General features: G+C 62.8%; 17 protein-coding genes. 4 read left to right on the forward strand and 13 right to left on the reverse strand.

Annotation, left to right across the window (positions count from 1 at the left end; all coding sequences use genetic code 11):
* Positions 1–24: 24 nt before the first annotated feature.
* From ASF04_RS09135 to ASF04_RS09145, 3 genes are all read right to left on the reverse strand, one after another.
* Complete coding sequence (locus tag ASF04_RS09135) at positions 25–1,602, reverse strand: ShlB/FhaC/HecB family hemolysin secretion/activation protein (protein WP_056140303.1); 1,578 nt, start codon at positions 1,600–1,602, stop codon at positions 25–27.
* Between the two features lie 115 nt (positions 1,603–1,717).
* Positions 1,718–3,967 carry a CHASE2 domain-containing protein gene (locus tag ASF04_RS09140; protein ID WP_056140306.1) on the reverse strand — a complete coding sequence of 750 codons (2,250 nt, stop codon included), beginning with the start codon at positions 3,965–3,967 and terminating at the stop codon, positions 1,718–1,720.
* Positions 3,967–5,628, reverse strand: coding sequence for an HD domain-containing phosphohydrolase (locus ASF04_RS09145; RefSeq protein WP_056140309.1), 1,662 nt, complete (start codon positions 5,626–5,628; stop codon positions 3,967–3,969). The genes ASF04_RS09140 and ASF04_RS09145 overlap by 1 nt, the downstream gene beginning before the upstream one ends.
* Positions 5,629–5,786: 158 nt before the next feature.
* On the opposite strand from ASF04_RS09145, the gene ASF04_RS09150 reads away from it, so the two are divergent.
* Positions 5,787–6,683, forward strand: coding sequence for an MBL fold metallo-hydrolase (locus ASF04_RS09150; protein ID WP_056140312.1), 897 nt, complete (start codon positions 5,787–5,789; stop codon positions 6,681–6,683).
* A 106-nt stretch (positions 6,684–6,789) separates the two neighbouring features.
* Here the strand turns inward: ASF04_RS09150 and ASF04_RS09155 are convergent, their stop codons facing one another.
* Positions 6,790–7,284 carry a hypothetical protein gene (locus ASF04_RS09155; RefSeq protein ID WP_019922630.1) on the reverse strand — a complete coding sequence of 165 codons (495 nt, stop codon included), beginning with the start codon at positions 7,282–7,284 and terminating at the stop codon, positions 6,790–6,792.
* Between the two features lie 259 nt (positions 7,285–7,543).
* Here ASF04_RS09155 and ycaO point away from each other — a divergent pair, with 259 nt between their 5' ends.
* On the forward strand, positions 7,544–9,289 hold the full coding sequence (gene ycaO, locus ASF04_RS09160; protein WP_056140314.1) for a 30S ribosomal protein S12 methylthiotransferase accessory factor YcaO: 1,746 nt from the start codon (positions 7,544–7,546) through the stop codon (positions 9,287–9,289).
* Here the strand turns inward: ycaO and ASF04_RS09165 are convergent.
* The 8 genes from ASF04_RS09165 to rpsF all read right to left on the reverse strand — a co-directional run bounded on the left by ASF04_RS09165 (position 9,246) and on the right by rpsF (position 14,438).
* Positions 9,246–9,632, reverse strand: coding sequence for a hypothetical protein (locus tag ASF04_RS09165; protein ID WP_056140318.1), 387 nt, complete (start codon positions 9,630–9,632; stop codon positions 9,246–9,248). The two genes, ycaO and ASF04_RS09165, sit on opposite strands and share 44 nt — an antisense overlap.
* A 38-nt stretch (positions 9,633–9,670) precedes the next feature.
* Entirely contained in the window at positions 9,671–10,684 is a 1,014-nt protein-coding gene (locus ASF04_RS09170; protein WP_056140320.1) for an inorganic phosphate transporter, read from the reverse strand.
* A gap of 23 nt (positions 10,685–10,707) precedes the next feature.
* A complete protein-coding gene (locus tag ASF04_RS09175; RefSeq protein ID WP_019922636.1) occupies positions 10,708–11,334 on the reverse strand; it encodes a DUF47 domain-containing protein in 627 nt (208 codons plus the stop codon).
* Positions 11,335–11,427: 93 nt separating this feature from the next.
* Positions 11,428–12,813, reverse strand: a complete 1,386-nt coding sequence (locus ASF04_RS09180) for a replicative DNA helicase (RefSeq protein ID WP_056140323.1) — start codon at positions 12,811–12,813, stop codon at positions 11,428–11,430.
* A gap of 118 nt (positions 12,814–12,931) precedes the next feature.
* Positions 12,932–13,384 (reverse strand): 50S ribosomal protein L9, encoded by a 453-nt coding sequence (gene rplI / locus ASF04_RS09185; protein WP_056140326.1) that lies wholly within the window; start codon positions 13,382–13,384, stop codon positions 12,932–12,934.
* Between the two features lie 34 nt (positions 13,385–13,418).
* Complete coding sequence (rpsR, locus tag ASF04_RS09190) at positions 13,419–13,709, reverse strand: 30S ribosomal protein S18 (RefSeq protein ID WP_019922639.1); 291 nt, start codon at positions 13,707–13,709, stop codon at positions 13,419–13,421.
* Between the two features lie 15 nt (positions 13,710–13,724).
* A complete protein-coding gene (gene priB / locus ASF04_RS09195) occupies positions 13,725–14,030 on the reverse strand; it encodes a primosomal replication protein N (protein ID WP_056141885.1) in 306 nt (101 codons plus the stop codon).
* 18 nt (positions 14,031–14,048) lie between these two features.
* A complete protein-coding gene (rpsF, locus tag ASF04_RS09200; RefSeq protein WP_019922641.1) occupies positions 14,049–14,438 on the reverse strand; it encodes a 30S ribosomal protein S6 in 390 nt (129 codons plus the stop codon).
* A gap of 155 nt (positions 14,439–14,593) precedes the next feature.
* Here rpsF and ASF04_RS09205 point away from each other — a divergent pair, with 155 nt between their 5' ends.
* The gene (locus ASF04_RS09205; RefSeq protein WP_156368594.1) at positions 14,594–15,409 is read left to right on the forward strand and encodes a DUF5695 domain-containing protein; all 816 of its coding nucleotides are present in this window, start codon (positions 14,594–14,596) and stop codon (positions 15,407–15,409) included.
* A gap of 152 nt (positions 15,410–15,561) precedes the next feature.
* A complete protein-coding gene (lexA, locus tag ASF04_RS09210; protein ID WP_056140332.1) occupies positions 15,562–16,200 on the forward strand; it encodes a transcriptional repressor LexA in 639 nt (212 codons plus the stop codon).
* A 31-nt stretch (positions 16,201–16,231) separates the two neighbouring features.
* Here the strand turns inward: lexA and ASF04_RS09215 are convergent, their stop codons facing one another.
* Positions 16,232–17,476, reverse strand: coding sequence for a cystathionine gamma-synthase family protein (locus ASF04_RS09215; RefSeq protein ID WP_056140335.1), 1,245 nt, complete (start codon positions 17,474–17,476; stop codon positions 16,232–16,234).
* Position 17,477 lies beyond the last annotated feature (1 nt).

Genomic DNA, 17,477 nt, shown 5'->3' on the forward strand with positions numbered 1-17,477 from the left:
TGGTACCTCAGTACCTCGAGTACCTTAATACGAGAGCGCAACCCGGAAATGCAGGCGATTAGCGTCGCGGCGCCCGGTCAGGCCCGGGTTGACGACATGGGCATAATCGAACTGCGCATTGGCGTAGCGGCTGAGCAGCATGCGCAGGCCCAGGCCGGCCGAGCCGATCGCCATGCTGTCGATTTCGCCAGGCAGGACGTGATTGCGGCGCACCCAGCCGGTGTCGTAGAAGGCCAGCGCGCGGCACTGGTAGCCGCCATTGCCGCACCAGTTGGGCGTGTACAGTTCCAGGTTCAGGTTGGCGCCGCTGTCATTGGCCACTTCGCGTTCGAGAAAGCCGCGCACCGACGCGCCGCCGCCCACGCCGAACTGCTCGCCCGGCACCAGCGCATCGGGCGTGTACTGGCCGTTGAACAGCGCGCGCCATTGCCAGTCGTTGCCCAGCACCTGGCTGTAGCTGCCGCTCAGGCGCAAGGCGCTGTAGCCGGCCTTGGCGCCCACGCGCGCCAGGGTAAAGTCGCGCTGGCTGCCGTTCTTGCCGCCGGCAATATTGCGCGCCAGGGTCACGCCCACGCTGGCCTCGCCGTCCGGCAGGCGCCAGGCGCCAACGTAGGCGATGCTGACGGGACGTACCGTCACGTCCGTGCCCAGCTCGGTGCCGAAGAATTGCAGGCTGTTGCGGTAAGCCTTGAAGTCCAGCCCATAGACCAGCTTGGGTTCATAGTTGTCGCGCTTGCCGAAGTTCTGGTTGTAGCGTGCGCCGGCGGTGGTGCCGCGGCCACTGACGGCCAGATCGACGATGCCGGCCGACACCGTGCCCGAATCGACGTTCGAGTAACTGGCGAAAAAGTCCAGCGAGTCGCCCAGCGCGTACAACGGCACGTGGTAACCGACACCATAGACACCGATCTGGCTGCCATGTTCGAGCGAGGTGGTGTACTGCACGCTGGCCACGTGGTCGCGGCCCCACAGGTTGGCATGTTGCAGCACCACGCCGGCATGGGTCTTGCCGGAAGCGTCGCTGCCGGTATTGTCGAGGTTGAGCGTGGCTTTCCAGGGGCGTTCATCCACCACCGTGATACCGGCATCGACCTTGCCTTCGGCTTCGCCACCGGCCAGCCGCACTTCCAGCTTGCGGGCCGGGTTTTCATTGGCCAGCTTGAGGCTCAGGCCCAGCGCCGGCATGTTCGGCGTCTGCCCTTCGACCAGGGCTGGCAGTGCGCGCCGCACATTGGCGTCGTCCACGTACTGGTTGCCGGAAATGGTTACCTTGCCTACCTGCGTCTGCAGCACGTTCAGGCGCACGGCGCCGTGGGCGAGCTCCTGCTCCGGCAACATGACCAGCACCAGCGTGTAGCCGCGCGCGCGGTAGGCGTTTTCCAGCGCTTCGACCGCCCGCTGGATATCGCCAAAATCGCGCTGCTGGCCGGCAAACGGCGCCACCAGCGCTTGCACCAGTTGCTCACCGAGCAAGGTATCGCCGTTGACCTCGTAACGGGCGATATCGAAACGGGGCGTGTCGGTGGGGGTGTCGGCCTTGGAATATGAAGCGCACAGCAACAGCGCGGAACCTGCAAGCAGGCGCACCAGACGATCGTTCATGTGTGAGGGTTCTTGTGAGTGCATGGCCAGCCAGGCGCGGCTGGACATCAATTGAGTGAAAGCAAATTTTAGACGGAATATGGTTTCCAGTCAGCAACTTCCCTGCCGCCGGTGCTTATTTCGTCTCGAATGTGGTTACGCCGTCCCAATCCGCGCCGGGCGGCGTGGCGCGATACTGCTGCAGGCGTGCGCCGTACAGCCGGCGCAGCCCATCGTCCGGTAAAGCCAGCAGGATGGCCTCGGCGCCATCCCAGTCACGTGCACGTAACAGTTCCAGCACGCGCGACCAGCTGGCCAGCAGCGCCAGTTCGGCGCAATCGGCGTCGGCAAGCAGGCCGCGCGGCTCGAAAATGGCTACCGGTTCGGTCTTGCCCTTGACCCGGACGCGGTCCAGTTCCCGATACGCGAACTGCGGCGCCTGGGCCCGCGTAAATTCGCTCACGGCAATGCCCACCCCATATACCTTGGTGATGCCTTCCAGCCGCGCCCCCAGGTTGACGGCGTCGCCCATCACGGTATAGGCGCGGCGGATGCGCGAGCCCATGTCGCCCACGTGCATCAAGCCGCTATTGAGGCCGATGCCGATCTGCAGCGGCGGCCAGCCGCGCGCCTGGAACTGCTGGTTCAGGCGCGCCGCGCTTTGCTGCATCAGCAAGGCGCTGGACACGGCCCGGCCCGCGTGATCGGCAAACGCCACCGGTGCGCCCCAGAACGCCATCACGGCGTCGCCGATATATTTGTCCAGGGTGCCGCCATGGCTGTCGCGGATGTCTTCCGACATGGCGGTCAGGTACAGGTTGATGTATTCGCGCAGCTCCTGCGGTGTCATCTGCTCCGAAATGGCCGTGAAGCCGCGTACGTCGGCAAACAGCACCGTCAGTTCGCGGCTTTCGCCATCCATGCTGTAGCGGTCGGGATTGTCGGCCATCTGCGCCACCAGTTCCGGCGCCACGTACTGGCCAAAGCGCGACACCAGCGCCCGGCCCTGGCGCACCTCGAAGAAATAGCCCCAAGCCAGGTTGGCGACGAACAGCGCGGCGATCAGCAGCAGCAGCACGGCGCTGTCGAGGACGGCGTCGGCACTGTGATACAGCCACCAGTTGAAGCCCATTGCGCCGACGAGCGCCCCTACGGCCAGCAGCACCGCCATCGCCGGGGTGGCCAGCGCCAGCGCGCCGCCCAGCAGCAGGCCCACCAGCACCACCTGGCCAAATTCGATGGCCAGGGCGTAATCGGGACGCGACTTGAAATGGCCGTCGAGAATGGACTTGATGAGGTTGGCGTGCACTTCCACACCGGGAAACTCGGCATTGACGGGGGTGGCGCGGATATCGTTGAGGCCGGCGGCAGTGGTCCCCACCAGCACGATGGCGCCGCGCAGCACGTCCGCCGGCACTGCGCCCATCAGGACATCGGCGGCCGATACGTAACGGAAGGCGCCGCCGTCGGGGCCGCCCTTGCCGCGAAATTCGATGGTGGTGGTCAAGGCTTCGCCGACCGGTATCGCCAGTTGTCCGCGCGGCGTAAACATGGCGATGCGGTCGAGGCCACCATGCTCGCGCTCGGCCTCCGACATCTGGTCCAGGGTCTGGGTGAACACCGGCGCAATCGCGCGCGCCTTCAGGTACACGCTGGCGGTGGCCAGCGACAGCGACGGATAATAGCCGTCGCCGATGCGCTGCAGCAGGGTCGATGAGCGCAGCACGCCGTCGCTATCGGTCAGGGCTGTGAAAATGCCGGCGCCCTGCGCCGCCTGCTGCAACTGGGCCAGGTTGGCCTCGTAGCCGGGCGCGGCAAACGCGGTCACGGTGCGGCCGTTCAGGTCGGCCAGCGTGAAGGCCGGCTGGGGCAACACGCCCTTCTTTTGCCGGTCCGACACGCTGTAGCCGAGCACCACCGGCTGGCCGCGCATCGCCTCGGCAAACAGCGCGTCGTAGTCCATCTGCGGTTTTAAACGTTCGAGCTGGCTGCGCAGGCCCGGCACGCCGGCCAGTTCGCCCCGGGCCAGGCTGGCCAGCACGCCGTAGCCGGAACTGGTGTCGGCTTCGGGAAACGAGATATCGAAGCCCACGGCGGCCACGCCGTAATGGCCCGTCAGCTGGGTGACCAGGCGCGCCTGCACGTCGCGGCCCCAGGGGAAGCGGCCGATCTGGTTCAGGCTTTTTTCATCGATATCGACGATCACGATGCGCGGGTCGAGCTGCGGCGCTTCAACGCGCATGCGCATGTCACCCAGCATGGCGTCGAGCCGGCCAATGGTGTCGCTGCCGAAGATGCCGATGCTGGCGCACGCGGCCACCAGCGTCAACAACGCGCCCAACAACAGCCGCGCGCCATGCCGGGACCAGCCGGAACGCCAGCGCATCAGGGCACGTAGCCGGGAATGCGCGACTCGTCGATGACGTCGATCTGGCGCGGGTCCATGTGCTGCTGTGCGAACTCGCTGTACACCTTGCTGCGGATGAAGATGTCGAACAGTTGCGGATCGATATGGCCGTTGAGCGCGAACTTGCCGAGGATGTCGAGCGACTCCGACAGCATCTTGCCCTTCTTGTAGGGCCGGTCGCAGGCAGTCAATGCCTCGAAGATGTCGGCGATCGCCATCAGCCGTGCCTGCACCGACATCTGCTCGCCGCGCAAACCACGCGGGTAACCCTTGCCGTCCATCCGTTCGTGGTGGCCGCCCGCGTACTCAGGCACGTTGCGCAGGTGGCGCGGCCACGGCAGCGATTCGAGCATGCGCACCGTGACCGAGATGTGGTTGTTGATGATCTTGCGCTCGTCGGCGGTCAGCGTGCCGTACTGGATCGACAGGTTGAGCACCTCGTCGGCGTCGAGAAACTGGCGCGCCGCGCCGTCCATGTCGGTCCACACGCGCGCGCCGATGTCGCGCACGCGCTGCTGGTCGGCCGGGGCCATGCCCTCGCCACCCACGTTGGCTGTGCGCAGGAACGCGCGTTCAGCACGCAGCGCTTGCTGCTGCGCCGCCAGCGCCGCGTCGATGCCGGCCAGCGCCGCCGGGGTGGCGGCGCCATCGGTCGCCAGTGCCAGCTTCTGTTCCAGCGCGGCGATTTTGGCATCGCGCTCGAGCACCTCATAGCGCGTGTCGACCAGCGCGATGCGGTCGAAAATGGTTTCCAGCTTGGTGGCCTTGTCCACCACGTGGACCGGCGTGGTGATCTTGCCGCAGTCGTGCAGCAGGCCGGCCATCCACAGCTCCTTGCGGTCGGCGTCGGTCATGCGGAAGTCGGCCAGCGGCCCCGTCTCGGTGGCGTGCACCGCCTCGGCCAGGCGCATGGTCAGCTCGGGTACGAACTGGCAGTGGCGGCCCGTGTACGGCGATTTTTCATCGATGCCGATGTTGATCAGGTTGACCAGCGACTCGAGCAGTTCTTCGAGCTGGGCGATCAGGCGCTGGTGGGTCAGCGCCGCCGCCGCCTGGGCCGCCAGCGCCTCGATGAAGCGCTGGTCGGTCTGGTTGAAGGCGATGATGGTGGGGCCCGGATCCGCCTCGGATTGCGGCGCGCGCGCATTAACCAGTTGCAGCACGCCCGTCAGTTCACCCTCGTGATCGCGCATCGGCACCGTCAGGATCGACTTCGAATGGTACTGGCGTTGGCGGTCGAAATCGAGCATGCCCGAGAAATTGAAACCCTCGGCCTGCGGCTGGTACACATCGGCCACATTGACGGACTCGCCCGAGTGCGCCGCATACGCGGCCACGGCCGACAGGTTGGGCACGCCATTGGCGTCGAACAGCGGGATCGCCGGTGCGCGGATCGGTTCGCCGCCAGGGCCGCCCTGGTGGATGGCCAGGGTGTCATTGATCAGGATGTGAAAATCGAGCGCGCGGCGGTCGGCACTGGGACGATACAGGGTGCCCCCGTCGGCATTGGTCATGCGCTTGGCGACCAGCAGGATGTGCTCGAGCAGGATGTCGGTATCGTGCGACTTGCCGAGCGCAACGCTCAGTTCGGTCAACAGGTCGAGGCGCTGGGAGATTTGGGAGGGGGTTAACTCTTGCATGGCGAAAGTGTATCCTCAGTGCAAGTTTGTGTACATGACAGATTTCCCCCTTACATAATTTGAACACAGCTTGTTGTGTTTTTACCCTGCCTGGCGGAAATAAAGCTATCATCGCCCAGAAAAACGACTTTAAAAATGGCACAGCACCAGAGGTACGCATGAAATTCACATTCTGGGGAGTGCGTGGTTCGATTCCCTCACCCGGCCCGCGCACCATGCGCTATGGCGGCAACACCACCTGCATCGAAGTTCGCACCGACAACGACACCCTGCTGATCCTCGACGCCGGCACCGGCCTGTTCCCGCTGGCGCAATCGCTGCTGCAACACAAGACTGCCGACATTCACGCCAACATCTTCATCACCCACAGCCACTGGGACCACATCCACGGCCTGCCCTTTTTTACGCCGCTGTTCGTGCGCGGCAGCCGCGTGCGCCTGCACGGCGTGACCGATCCCGACACCGGCCACGGCATCGAGCACGTGATGAACGTGCAGCTGCAAAACAGCTATTTCCCGGTCAGCGAAACGCAAATGAGCGCCACCATCGAGTACCAGTCGCTGGTGGCGGGCGCGCCCATCACGGTGGGCGACGCCACCATCTCGAACGTGGTCATGAACCACCCGGTGATCAACCTCGGCTACCGTATCGACTGCCACGGCAAGTCGGTGTTCTTCACCGGCGACCACGAACCTTTTTACAACCCCCATCCCGCAGACCATCCCGAGCATGCGGCAGCCGAACAGCAAGTGCGCGCGCGCACCGCTGCCATCGACCGCCTGGTCGCTGGCGTTGATGCCTTGATCGTCGATTGTTCCTACACCAGGGACGAGTACCCGGCCAAGCAGGGCTGGGGCCACGGCACGTTCGATGAGGCGATTGAATTAGCGCTGCGCTGCGGCGCGAAGGCGCTGTACTGCACCCACCACGAGCCGACGCGCAGCGATGACGAACTGGAAGCGGTGTTTGCGGAAGTGATGGCGCGCCACGCGGGACGCCTGGGGGGATTGACGGTGAAGCTGGCTTACGAGGGAATGCAGGTGGTGCTGGACTGAGCCGGCACCGCTACTCAATACGACCTAAGTGCGACCGGACCAGTGCCGGGCCGCCCCGGCCCCGGGATGACGGGGACTACCCGGCGCCAGGATTGTGGGGGCGAAATCAGGCAGCAGCAGCGAGCGCCGCGCCACGCGGCAACGAGCGACGGTCGGCCAGCGCACGCAGGCGCGCCACGGCAGCCTGCAAGTTGAACGATTTACCTGCACGCAGGGCCGACACCATCTGGGTGGCGATGCGCAGCGCCGGCGCGGCGGCGTTCTTGGCGGTGGCGCCGTAAGGCAGCACCAGACGATAGCGGCCACGGGTGCGCGGCACCACGCCGACAAAACCGACCGACACTTCGTTGAGGGCCAAGCGGCGCAATTCCATTGCAACCTGCTGCACCACGCGCACGATTTGCGGCACGCCTTCGGCACGCAGGCCGACCATGGCGGCCTGGTTGCGCACGCCCGGCAGCAATGCCAGCAAACGCTGGTCGAGCGAAGCCATGGCGACCGGGTTGGCCGGTGCGTCGTCAACTTCGAGAATGCTGAGAAGGCATGGCTGGGTGGAGTAGCGATTGTCGCTGTCCATGTAACGCTGATCGATGATTTTCATGTTCTGCTTTGCTGTTTGAATCCAGCCCGTATTGTGCCCGCCGGGGGGCACTTCGGTAAGCAGCCAAAGGAGTATTCTTACGTAGGAGCTATCCCACATTTAAGCCTTGCGTAATGGTGCGGTGGTAACTCGGAATCGCTCGCTTCAGGTCATGGCGCGTTGCAGCATATTGTACCCGACCCGGGCGACAAGGCATGCACGCATTGGGGTATGCTGACAGCAAGCCCTGCCCACTTTTCCCCTTTACCGAGAGCCTTCGATGAATACCGAAACCTTTATCCCGGGTAAAGACCTTGCCCTCGAGACGACCATCGCCAACGTGCAGACCAGGCTGGCCGCGCGCGGCTTCCTGCTCGACGAACTGGCTGCGCATCAGTCCGTCAACGGCGTGTGGTCGCTGCGCCTGCAGGACCGCGACTGCCCGCTGCTGTACGCCAACGGCAAGGGCGCCACCGAACTGGCTGCACGCGCCAGCGCCTGGGGCGAATTCGCCGAGCGCCTGAGCACGCATTATTTCTGGACCCACTATCACCTGGGCACAACCCGCGCCAGTGCACCGGTGGTGCACCATCCGCGCGAAAAATGGTTCGCACCGGCCACCGATGGCAGCTGGCCGGCAGACGTGCTCAACCCGGAGCTGCATGCGCTCTACAACCCGCAAGGCGACATTCCCGCCAGCGCGCTCATCGACATCAATTCCGGCAACAGCGCGCGCGGCATCTGTGCCCTGCCCTACACGCGCCTGCGCGATGGCGCCACCACGTATATCCCGGTCAACATCATCGGCAACCTGTACGTGAGTAACGGCATGGCGTCCGGTAACACCCTCAACGAAGCGCGCGCCCAGGCCCTGGCCGAAATTTTCGAGCACGCCATCCAGTACCGCATCATCGCCGAAGGCCTGTGCCTGCCGGACGTGCCGGACGACGTGATCGCCCGCTTCCCGCGCCTGCGCGCCAGCATCGAAGCGCTGCGCGCGGCCGGCTTCGGCGTGCTGGTCAAGGATGCTTCGCTGGGCGGCAAATACCCGGTCATGAACGTCACCCTGGTCAATTCCGCTGACCAGGGCGTGCTGTCATCCTACGGCGCCCATCCGCGCCTGGAGATCGCCCTCGAACGCGCACTCACCGAACTGCTGCAAGGGCGCCCGCTCGAAGCGCTGGCCGGCTTGCCCGAACCGGGTTTCGACATGACCGAAATAAACGCGGTGACCAACCTCGAGATCCACTTCGTCGATTCGAGCGGCGTGATCAGCTGGGACTTCTTCAGCGATACCTCCGACTACCCCTTCGTCGACTGGAACTTCAGCACCACCACCGCCGGCGACTACCAGTGGCTGGTCGATGCCCTGCACGCCGAAGGCAAGGATATTTACGTGGCCGATTTCGACGAGCAAGGCATCTACAGCTGCCGCATCCTGGTGCCGGGATTTTCCGAAATCTATCCGCTCGACGACCTGGAATGGGAGAACAACAGCGCCGGCAACGCGCTGCGTCCGCTGCTGGCGCGGCTGCACGATCTCTCGGTGCAGGAATGCACGTCATTGCTGGCCGAGCTGCAAACATCGCACCTCAACGACGAGCGGCCGGTGTGGGAAATCCTGGGCCTGGCAGTGCCAGCCGGCACGCCCTGGAAGCAGCTGCGCCTCGGCGAACTGAAAACCCTGCTGGCGCTGGTGGTGGGCGACGAAGAAGCAGTGCTGGAAGGCTGCGACTGGATCCGCCACTACCACGACCTGCCCGCGCCGCGCCTGCTGGTCTACCGCTGCATCGAAACCATCCTCAAGCTCGACGAACCGGACAACTACCGCCAGGCACTCGAACTGCTGTACGGCACCGCCACGCTGGAACTGGCCGAAGCGCTGCTCGACGGCTCCGAACGCTTCTTCGGCCTCGACGCCCTGGGGCCCAACTTCGAAGGCAGCCCGCTGCACCAGAGCTTGCTGGCGGCGTATGACAAGCTTACAACGGGGCATCCACCAACAACTCCGGCTGTAACGCCCTGATCCGCAACTCCGTAAAATACCCGCCCGCCTCGTTGTAGCGCAGGTAGTGCCGACCGCAGTCGCGGCAGCGAGCTACCTGGCTGATATTGCAGGGATAGTAGCGCGGGGCGACCGGGGCGTCCGGGCTGTCGTAGCGGGTGCCGTGCGGGTGGTATTCGGCGAAGGTGGGCTCGTCGTACGGATCGTCCACCAGCGTGCCCACTTCGTCGAAGCGGTCCAGCTCGAGAGTCATCGGCAGCGCTTGCCAGGATACCAGCGGCACCTGGTTGCAGGTGCAGTTGCCGGTGACCGCTTCGGAGACCACCGCCAGGTCCAGCAACTGCTTGAATTCAATTTTTTGCATGGGATAAAAAAAAGGGAGCCGCAGCTCCCTTTGTAGTTTTACAGAATGTGGCGTCCAGCCCACCAGGCAATCGCTGCTACGAATGCCGACGCCGGAATGGTGAAGATCCAGGCCCAGACGATGTTACCGGCCACGCCCCAGCGCACGGCAGACATCTTCTGCGAAGCGCCCACGCCGACGATGGCGCCGGTGATGGTGTGGGTGGTGGAGACCGGCACGCCCAGTGCCGTGGCCACGAACAGCGTTACCGCGCCGCCGGTTTCGGCGCAGAAGCCGCCTACCGGTTTGAGCTTGGTGATCTTCTGGCCCATGGTCTTGACGATGCGCCAGCCGCCGAACAGCGTACCGAACGAGATCGCGGTGTAGCACGAGACGATCACCCACAGCGGCGGCTCGGCGTCGCCGACCTGCGAATAGCCCGCGGCGATCAGGAGCATCCAGATGATGCCGATGGTCTTCTGCGCGTCATTGCCGCCATGGCCCAGGCTGTACGACGCGGCCGATACCAGTTGCAGGCGGCGGAACCATTTATCGACGCGGCGCGGCGTGGACCGCACGAAAATCCACGACACGATCAGCATCATGATCGAACCGAAGATAAAGCCCATGAGGGGCGCCAGCACGATGAACACGACGATCTTGATCAGGCCGGCGGAAATCAGCGCACCAGTGCCGCTCTTGGCCACCGCTGCGCCCACCAGGCCGCCGATCAGCGCATGCGACGACGACGACGGAATGCCGTAGTACCAGGTGACGACGTTCCAGACAATGGCGCCAACCAGCGCTCCGAAGATCACGTACTGGTCGACCACCGAGGGATCGATGGTGCCCTTGCCCACCGTGGCCGCCACGGTCAGCTGGTGGAACACGAAGATGGCAATGAAGTTGAAGGCAGCGGCCATGGCGACGGCCGTTTGCGGTTTCAGCACGCCGGTGGAGACCACCGTGGCGATCGCATTGGCGGCGTCGTGGAAGCCGTTCATGAAGTCAAACACGAGGGCCAGGGCGATCAAAATGCCCAGCACCCAGATGCTGATTTGGATGGAATTCATCTGTTGTTCTTTTTCTGTTGAGCTTACGCGTTTTCGACGATGATGCCTTCGATGATGTTGGCCACATCTTCGCAACGGTCGGTCACCGTTTCCAGGATCTCGTAGATGGCTTTCATCTTGATCAGGTTGCGCACATCGGGTTCGTCGCGGAACAGCTTGGACATGGCAGCGCGCATCACGTGGTCGGCGTCCGATTCCAGGCGGTCGATTTCTTCGCAGATGGCGACGATCTCGCGCGAATTGTCCATATTATGCAGCAGGGCCACGGCGGCCTGGACTTTCTCGGTGCAGGCCAGGACCAGTTCGGCCAGGCGCTGGGCTTCCGGGGTGACCGAGTGCAGGTCGTACAGCGAGACGGTCTGGGCAGCATCTTCCAGCAGGTCGAGGATGTCGTCCTGGCGGGTGATCAGCTTGTGGATGTCGTCGCGGTCGATCGGGGTGATGAAGGTTTTGTGCAGCAGATCCACAGTCTGGTAAGTAATCTTGTCGGCCTGCTTTTCGATGCTTTCGATCGCGTGCACGCGATTTTCCAGGTCGTCGAAGTTGGACATCAGGCCCAGCATTTCTTTTGCACCCTTGACGCACAGGTCGGCGTGTTGGTTAAACAGGTCAAAAAATTTGCCCTCGGTGGGCATCAAGCGTCCAAACATGTCTTTCTCCGATCAATGATTCGTCATTACTACAGATTGCCGGCCCGGGGTACGGGTCGGCGTAAAGAAGCGTCGCTCTGGGTCTTCCCGGGCTTAATCGCCCTGGTAGAGCGCCAGGTTACCGACGTAATTGCCAAACTTGGTATATTGGCCGATCCAGGTAAGCCGTACCGAGCCGATCGGCCCGTTACGCTGCTTACCGATAATGATTTCGGCCGTTCCTTTATCCGGCGAGTCGGGGTTGTAGACCTCGTCGCGGTACAGGAAAATGATCACGTCCGCATCCTGCTCGATAGCGCCCGATTCGCGCAAGTCGGACATGATGGGGCGTTTGTTGGGGCGTTGTTCCAGCGAGCGGTTCAGCTGCGACAGCGCGATCACCGGGCAGCCGAGTTCCTTGGCCAGGCCCTTGAGCGAGCGCGAGATCTCGGAAATTTCAGCGGTACGGTTGTCGCCCTGCTTGGAACCCTGCATCAGTTGCAGGTAGTCGACGATGATCAGGCCGAGCTTGCCGCACTGGCGCGCCAGGCGGCGCGCGCGGGCGCGCATCTCGATCGGGTTCAGCGCCGGGGTTTCGTCGATGAACAACTGGGCGTCGTTCATCTTCTGGATCGCGTGCGTCAGGCGCGGCCAGTCTTCGTCGTTGAGGCGGCCGGTACGCAGGCGGTGCTGGTCGAGCTGGCCGACCGAACCGAGCATACGCATGGCCAGCTGGGCGCCGCCCATCTCCATCGAGAAGATTGCCACCGGCAAGCCGGCTTCAATCGCGACGTTCTCGCCGATGTTGACCGAGAACGCGGTTTTACCCATCGATGGACGGCCGGCCACGATCACCAGGTCGCCGCCCTGCAGGCCCGACGTCATACGGTCGAGGTCGATAAAGCCGGTGGGCACACCGGTAATCTCGGACTGGTTGTCGCGCGAATACAGCTCGTCGATGCGCTCGACCACTTGCGTGAGCAGCGGCTGCACCGCGAGCCAGCCGGCGGCGCCACGGGCACCCTGCTCGGCAATGGCGAAAATCTTCGATTCGGCCTCGTCGAGCATCTGCTTGACTTCCTTGCCTTGGGGGCTGAACGCCTGGCCCGAGATTTCGTCGGCCACGGTGATCAGCTGGCGCAGGATCGAGCGATCGCGCACGATCTCGGCATAGCGGCGGATGTTCGCTGCCGATGGCGTGTTTTGCGCCATGGCGTTCAGGTACATCAGGCCGCCGACGTCGTCGGCCTTGCCCAGTTGCGTCAGCGTTTCGAACACGGTGATCACGTCGGCCGGCTTGGACGCGTTGATCATCTTGACGATCTGTTCGAAGATGATGCGATGATCGTAACGGTAGAAATCGTCCGGGTTCATCATGTCGGCGATACGGTCGAACGCGGCGTTATCGCGCAGCAGGCCGCCAATGACGGACTGTTCTGCTTCGATGGAATGCGGCGGGACGCGGAGCGAATCGACTTGCGTATCGGAGGGGGCGTTCATGGCGCGAATTATACCTGCTTAGGCAGTGCAACAAAAAAAACGGGGCGAAAAAAAGCCGGGCGAGCCCGGCTTTTTTTCATGGTATTGCTTACTTGACAGGCCGAAACCCGATCAAGTCTTAGGCAGCTTCGCCCACAACAGCAACGGTCACTTCAGCGATCACGTCGGTGTGCAGAGCAACGCTCACTGGGAACTCGCCGGTGGTCTTCAGAGGACCGGTTGGCAGGCGCACAGCCGATTTCTCGACAGCGAAACCAACCTTGGTCAGCGCTTCAGCGATGTCGAAGTTGGTGACCGAGCCGAACAGACGGCCGTCAACACCAGCTTTTTGCGAAACGGTCACGGTCATGCCGTTCAGTTTCTCGCCTTGAGCTTCTGCAGCAGCCAGCTTGGCGGCAGCAGCTTTTTCCAGTTCAGCGCGTTTGACTTCGAATTCCGCAACGGCAGCAGCGGTAGCGCGGCGAGCCATCTTTTGCGGGATCAGGAAGTTACGTGCGTAACCGTCTTTGACTTTAACGACTTCACCCAGGTTGCCCAGGTTAACGACTTTTTCCAACAGAATGATTTGCATAGTTCTTCTCCAGATGCTTGTCTAAACTACGCAATTAAGCGTGGTGCAGATCGGTGTATGGCAGCAGGGCCAGATAACGGGCGCGCTTGATCGCGGTGTCCACTTGACGCTGGTAGTGCGCCTTGGTGCCGGTCAGACGTGCTGGCATGATCTTGCCATTTTCCTGGACGAAGTCTTTCAGGGTGTCTACGTCTTTGTAGTCCACTTGCTCAACGCCAGCGGCGGTGAAGCGGCAGAACTTCTTGCGCTTGAACAGTGGGTTTTGTTGCTTACGCTTTTCTTTAAGCTTGAGCTTGTTTTTGTCGAACTTTTTACCGAATGCCATGTGAGGCTCCTGTATTTAAATTGAGCTGTCCGTGACAGCACTAAAATCAATGATGTGAAACACCAGGCTTTTGCTATTGCGCGTCTTCTTGTTCAGGAAACCGGTGAACTGGTACACCCCGCCCAGCGGCGCCGCGTTGAACTTGCCTGAAATCTCGCCTGCGGCAACCGCAGAAATTTCAAACTCGCTCAACCGGGCGATTCCCGCCTCCATTTGCTGCGACCGATGCTGGAGTACAGCATTGATGATCGGCATGCCTGCCGGGGTGTAACGCAAGGCGTCACGCTCGGCAATGAGGGCAGTGAACTGGAGCTGGTTCAGCTCGGTTCCTTGAAACAATTAGGCTGCGGCAGGAGCTGGAGCAGCTGCTGGGGCTTCGGTGCGATGCGATTTGGCAGCATCTTCACGTTGTACCGACTTCATCATTGGCGAAGGAGCGGTTTCCGCTTTCTTCAGCTTGACGGTCAGGTGACGCAGCACGGCATCATTGAATTTGAATGCGGTTTCCAGCTCGACCAGGGTCTCGTTGTCGCATTCGATGTTCAGGCAGATGTAGTGTGCTTTGGCCAGTTTCTGGATCGAGTAAGCCATCTGACGACGGCCCCAATCTTCAACACGGTGCACGGAGCCACCGCGGGTCGTTACAGTGGTTTTGTAACGTTCGATCATCGCGGGCACTTGCTCGCTCTGGTCCGGGTGGACGATAAATACGATTTCGTAGTGACGCATGAAAACTCCCTTAAGGACTTGTGAATATAGCCCACCCTGGCGTCAAGACAGGTGTGGGAAGAGGTAAGCCCGCGACTATAGCAGCTTTTTCAGCGGAACGCCAGCCCGGTGTTGCCGGTGCTACAGTGCGATTTTCTTGTTCTGGAAACATGATCATGAAGTATCTGATTGCACTTGCGGCGCTGCCCGCCCTGCTGTTCTCTCCGCCCGGTCTGGCTGCCGCACCGCACGAAGAGGCGCCCATCAAGACCCGGGCCTACAGCACCCCTGCCCTGCTGTTCGCGCTGCGCACCGACACCCAGACCCTGGCGCGCCTCACGCCCGTGCTCGACCCCAGTTTCGATTTCGTGCCCGGCCCGCGCGAAGACGCGCGCCAGGGCAATGGCTACCGCCACCTGGGCGACCTGGCCCTGACCGTCCGCACCGGCAATGGCGCCGAGCGTACCTACACCTCGTTCGAGGCGCGCCGGCCGATCCACATACTGCCCGCAGGCCGGGCGCTGGCCGCTGCCGACATCAGCGCCAGCATGGGCGCCGAGATGGGCGCCAGCGTGCCGCTGGCAGTGGAACGACGCTGGCTTAACGAGCGCGGCACGCTGGTGCTGCGCTTTACCCTGATCAACCGGGATCGGCAACCGGTGCAGGTGGTGTCCGCCAGCATGCCGATGGTGTTCGAGCAACAAGGCTTCGGCGCCTCGGCCAAGGAACGGCAGGCCAGCAGCAGCACCGTCAAGCCGCGCCCGGGCGCGCCGGGCTCGGTGGAAGTGGCGCGCGCGAACGGCCAGCCGCCGGCGCTGCGGCTGCAACCGGACGGCCGCACCCCGCTTGACAGCTGGCAAGCCATGCCGGGCGGGCAACTGCAGGGCGAACAGTACGCCAGTTGGGTCACCAGCGGGTTTACCCTCAAACCGGGCGCCAAACGTGACATCGGCGTGCGATTCGTGATCCAGCCGCAAGGGGCAACGCGCTGATTTCTCATAGGGGAGCGTGGCACACTCCCCTGTGCAACAACTTTTTTCACATTATTTCGCTCAAAGCAAGAAATTCCCTTGCATTGGCGGTCATACTGTACAAAAATACAGACTGTCTATATACACAGCCCATTTTTTTACTGACCACGCCCATGATCAAGCTCACCGCACGCCAGGAACAAATTCTCAATCTGATCAAGGATGCCATCGAGAACACCGGCTTCCCGCCCACGCGCGCCGAGATTGCCAACGAACTGGGCTTCAAGTCGGCCAACGCCGCCGAGGAACATTTGCAGGCGCTGGCACGCAAGGGCGCGATCGAAATCGCCGCCGGCACCTCGCGCGGCATCCGCCTGCTCGGTGTCCATGCCGAACCTTCGACGTCCAAGATGCCTGCCGCGCTAATGATGTCGCTGCCACTGATCGGCCGCGTGGCTGCCGGTTCGCCGATTCTGGCGCAGGAAAACCTGGAAGCGAGCTACAACGTCGATCCGGCCATGTTTTCGGCCAAGCCCGACTACCTGCTCAAGGTGCGCGGCGAATCGATGCGCGACGCCGGCATCATGGATGGCGATTTGCTGGCCGTGAAAAAAATCGACAGCGCCAAGAATGGCCAGATCGTGGTGGCGCGCATCGGCAACGAAGTAACGGTCAAGCGCTATCGCAAGACGGGGTCGCTGGTGGAACTGCTGCCGGAAAACCCGGAGTTCAAGATCATCAAGGTCGATCCCGAGGCGGACGAGTTTGCGCTCGAAGGCCTGGCAGTAGGCCTGATGCGCACCTGGCACTAAAAAATATGGACCGCCGCGGCGGTCCATTGTTTTAACAACCTTTCAGCGCGCAGCTGAAGTCTTCCAGCAGGTCGTCCTCATCCTCGATGCCGACCGACACCCGTATCAGCGACTCCGCAATCCCCATCGATGCACGCCGTTCGGCGCCCATTTCAAAGAAGATCGTGTGCGCCACCGGGATGATCAGGGTGCGCGTGTCGCCAAGGTTCGACGCCGGGATTGCCAGCTTGAGGCGATTGAGGAAGTCAAAGCAATCGATGCCATCCTTCAGCTCAAAGCTCAGCAGCGAACCGTGCTTACGGAACAGCTCGGAGCTGATGCCATGCTGGGGATGCGATGCCAGGCCCGGGTAGTACACCGCCGCCACCCGCTCGTCCGATTCCAGCAATGTGGCCAGCGCCAGCGCGTTGCTGCTGGTGCGTTCCATGCGCAGCGCCAGGGTTTCGGCGCCGACGGCAATGTGGTGCGCCGCCTCGGGCGCCAGGGACGAGCCGAAGTCGCGCAGCGCCTTGGCGCGGATTTGCGCCAGGCCCCATTGCACCGGCTGCGCCTTTTTATAGTTCTCGTAGATGTTGGGGAACCGGGTCCAGTCGTACGCGCCGGTGTCGGTCAGGCTGCCGCCGAGCGCATTGCCGTGGCCGCCGATCGACTTGGTCAGCGCATTGACCACCAGGCCGGCACCGACCGATTTCGGTCGGAACAAATAAGGCGTGGTCATGGTGTTATCGACCACGTACAGGATGCCGCGTGCCTGGCACAGTTCGCCAATGCGCTTGAGGTCCGCTACTTGCGTGCGCGGGTTGGCGATGGTTTCGACAAATACCACGCGGGTGTTGTCGGTGATCGCCGCCTCGACATTGGCAACATCGGTGGCATCGACAAACGACACGCCCACGCCCTGCGCCATGGTGGTTTGCCACAGGCTGTTGGTGTTACCGAACAAGAACGACGACGACACCACGTGGTCGCCGGTGCGCAACAGCGCCTGGAACACGGCGCCGATCGCGCCCATGCCGGTAGCAAAGCAGATCGTGCCCACGCCCTGCTCCATCTTGTTCACCTTGTCTTCCAGCGCGGCGATGGTCGGGTTACCCTGGCGACCGTACCGGAAGCCCGGCTCCTTGCCCTGGAATACCGAGGCCAGCTGGCGCGCATCGGCATAGCCGAACGCGACCGACGTATGGATCGGCTTGTGCAGCGAACCGTGCTCGATGCCCTTCTGGCGGTCGTTGTGCAGGATGGTGGTGGTGAAACCGTAGTTTTTCTTGTCTGTCATG

This window comes from Duganella sp. Leaf61 (assembly GCF_001421905.1).
GTDB classification, from domain to species: Bacteria; Pseudomonadota; Gammaproteobacteria; order Burkholderiales; family Burkholderiaceae_D; genus Rugamonas; species Rugamonas zoogloeoides.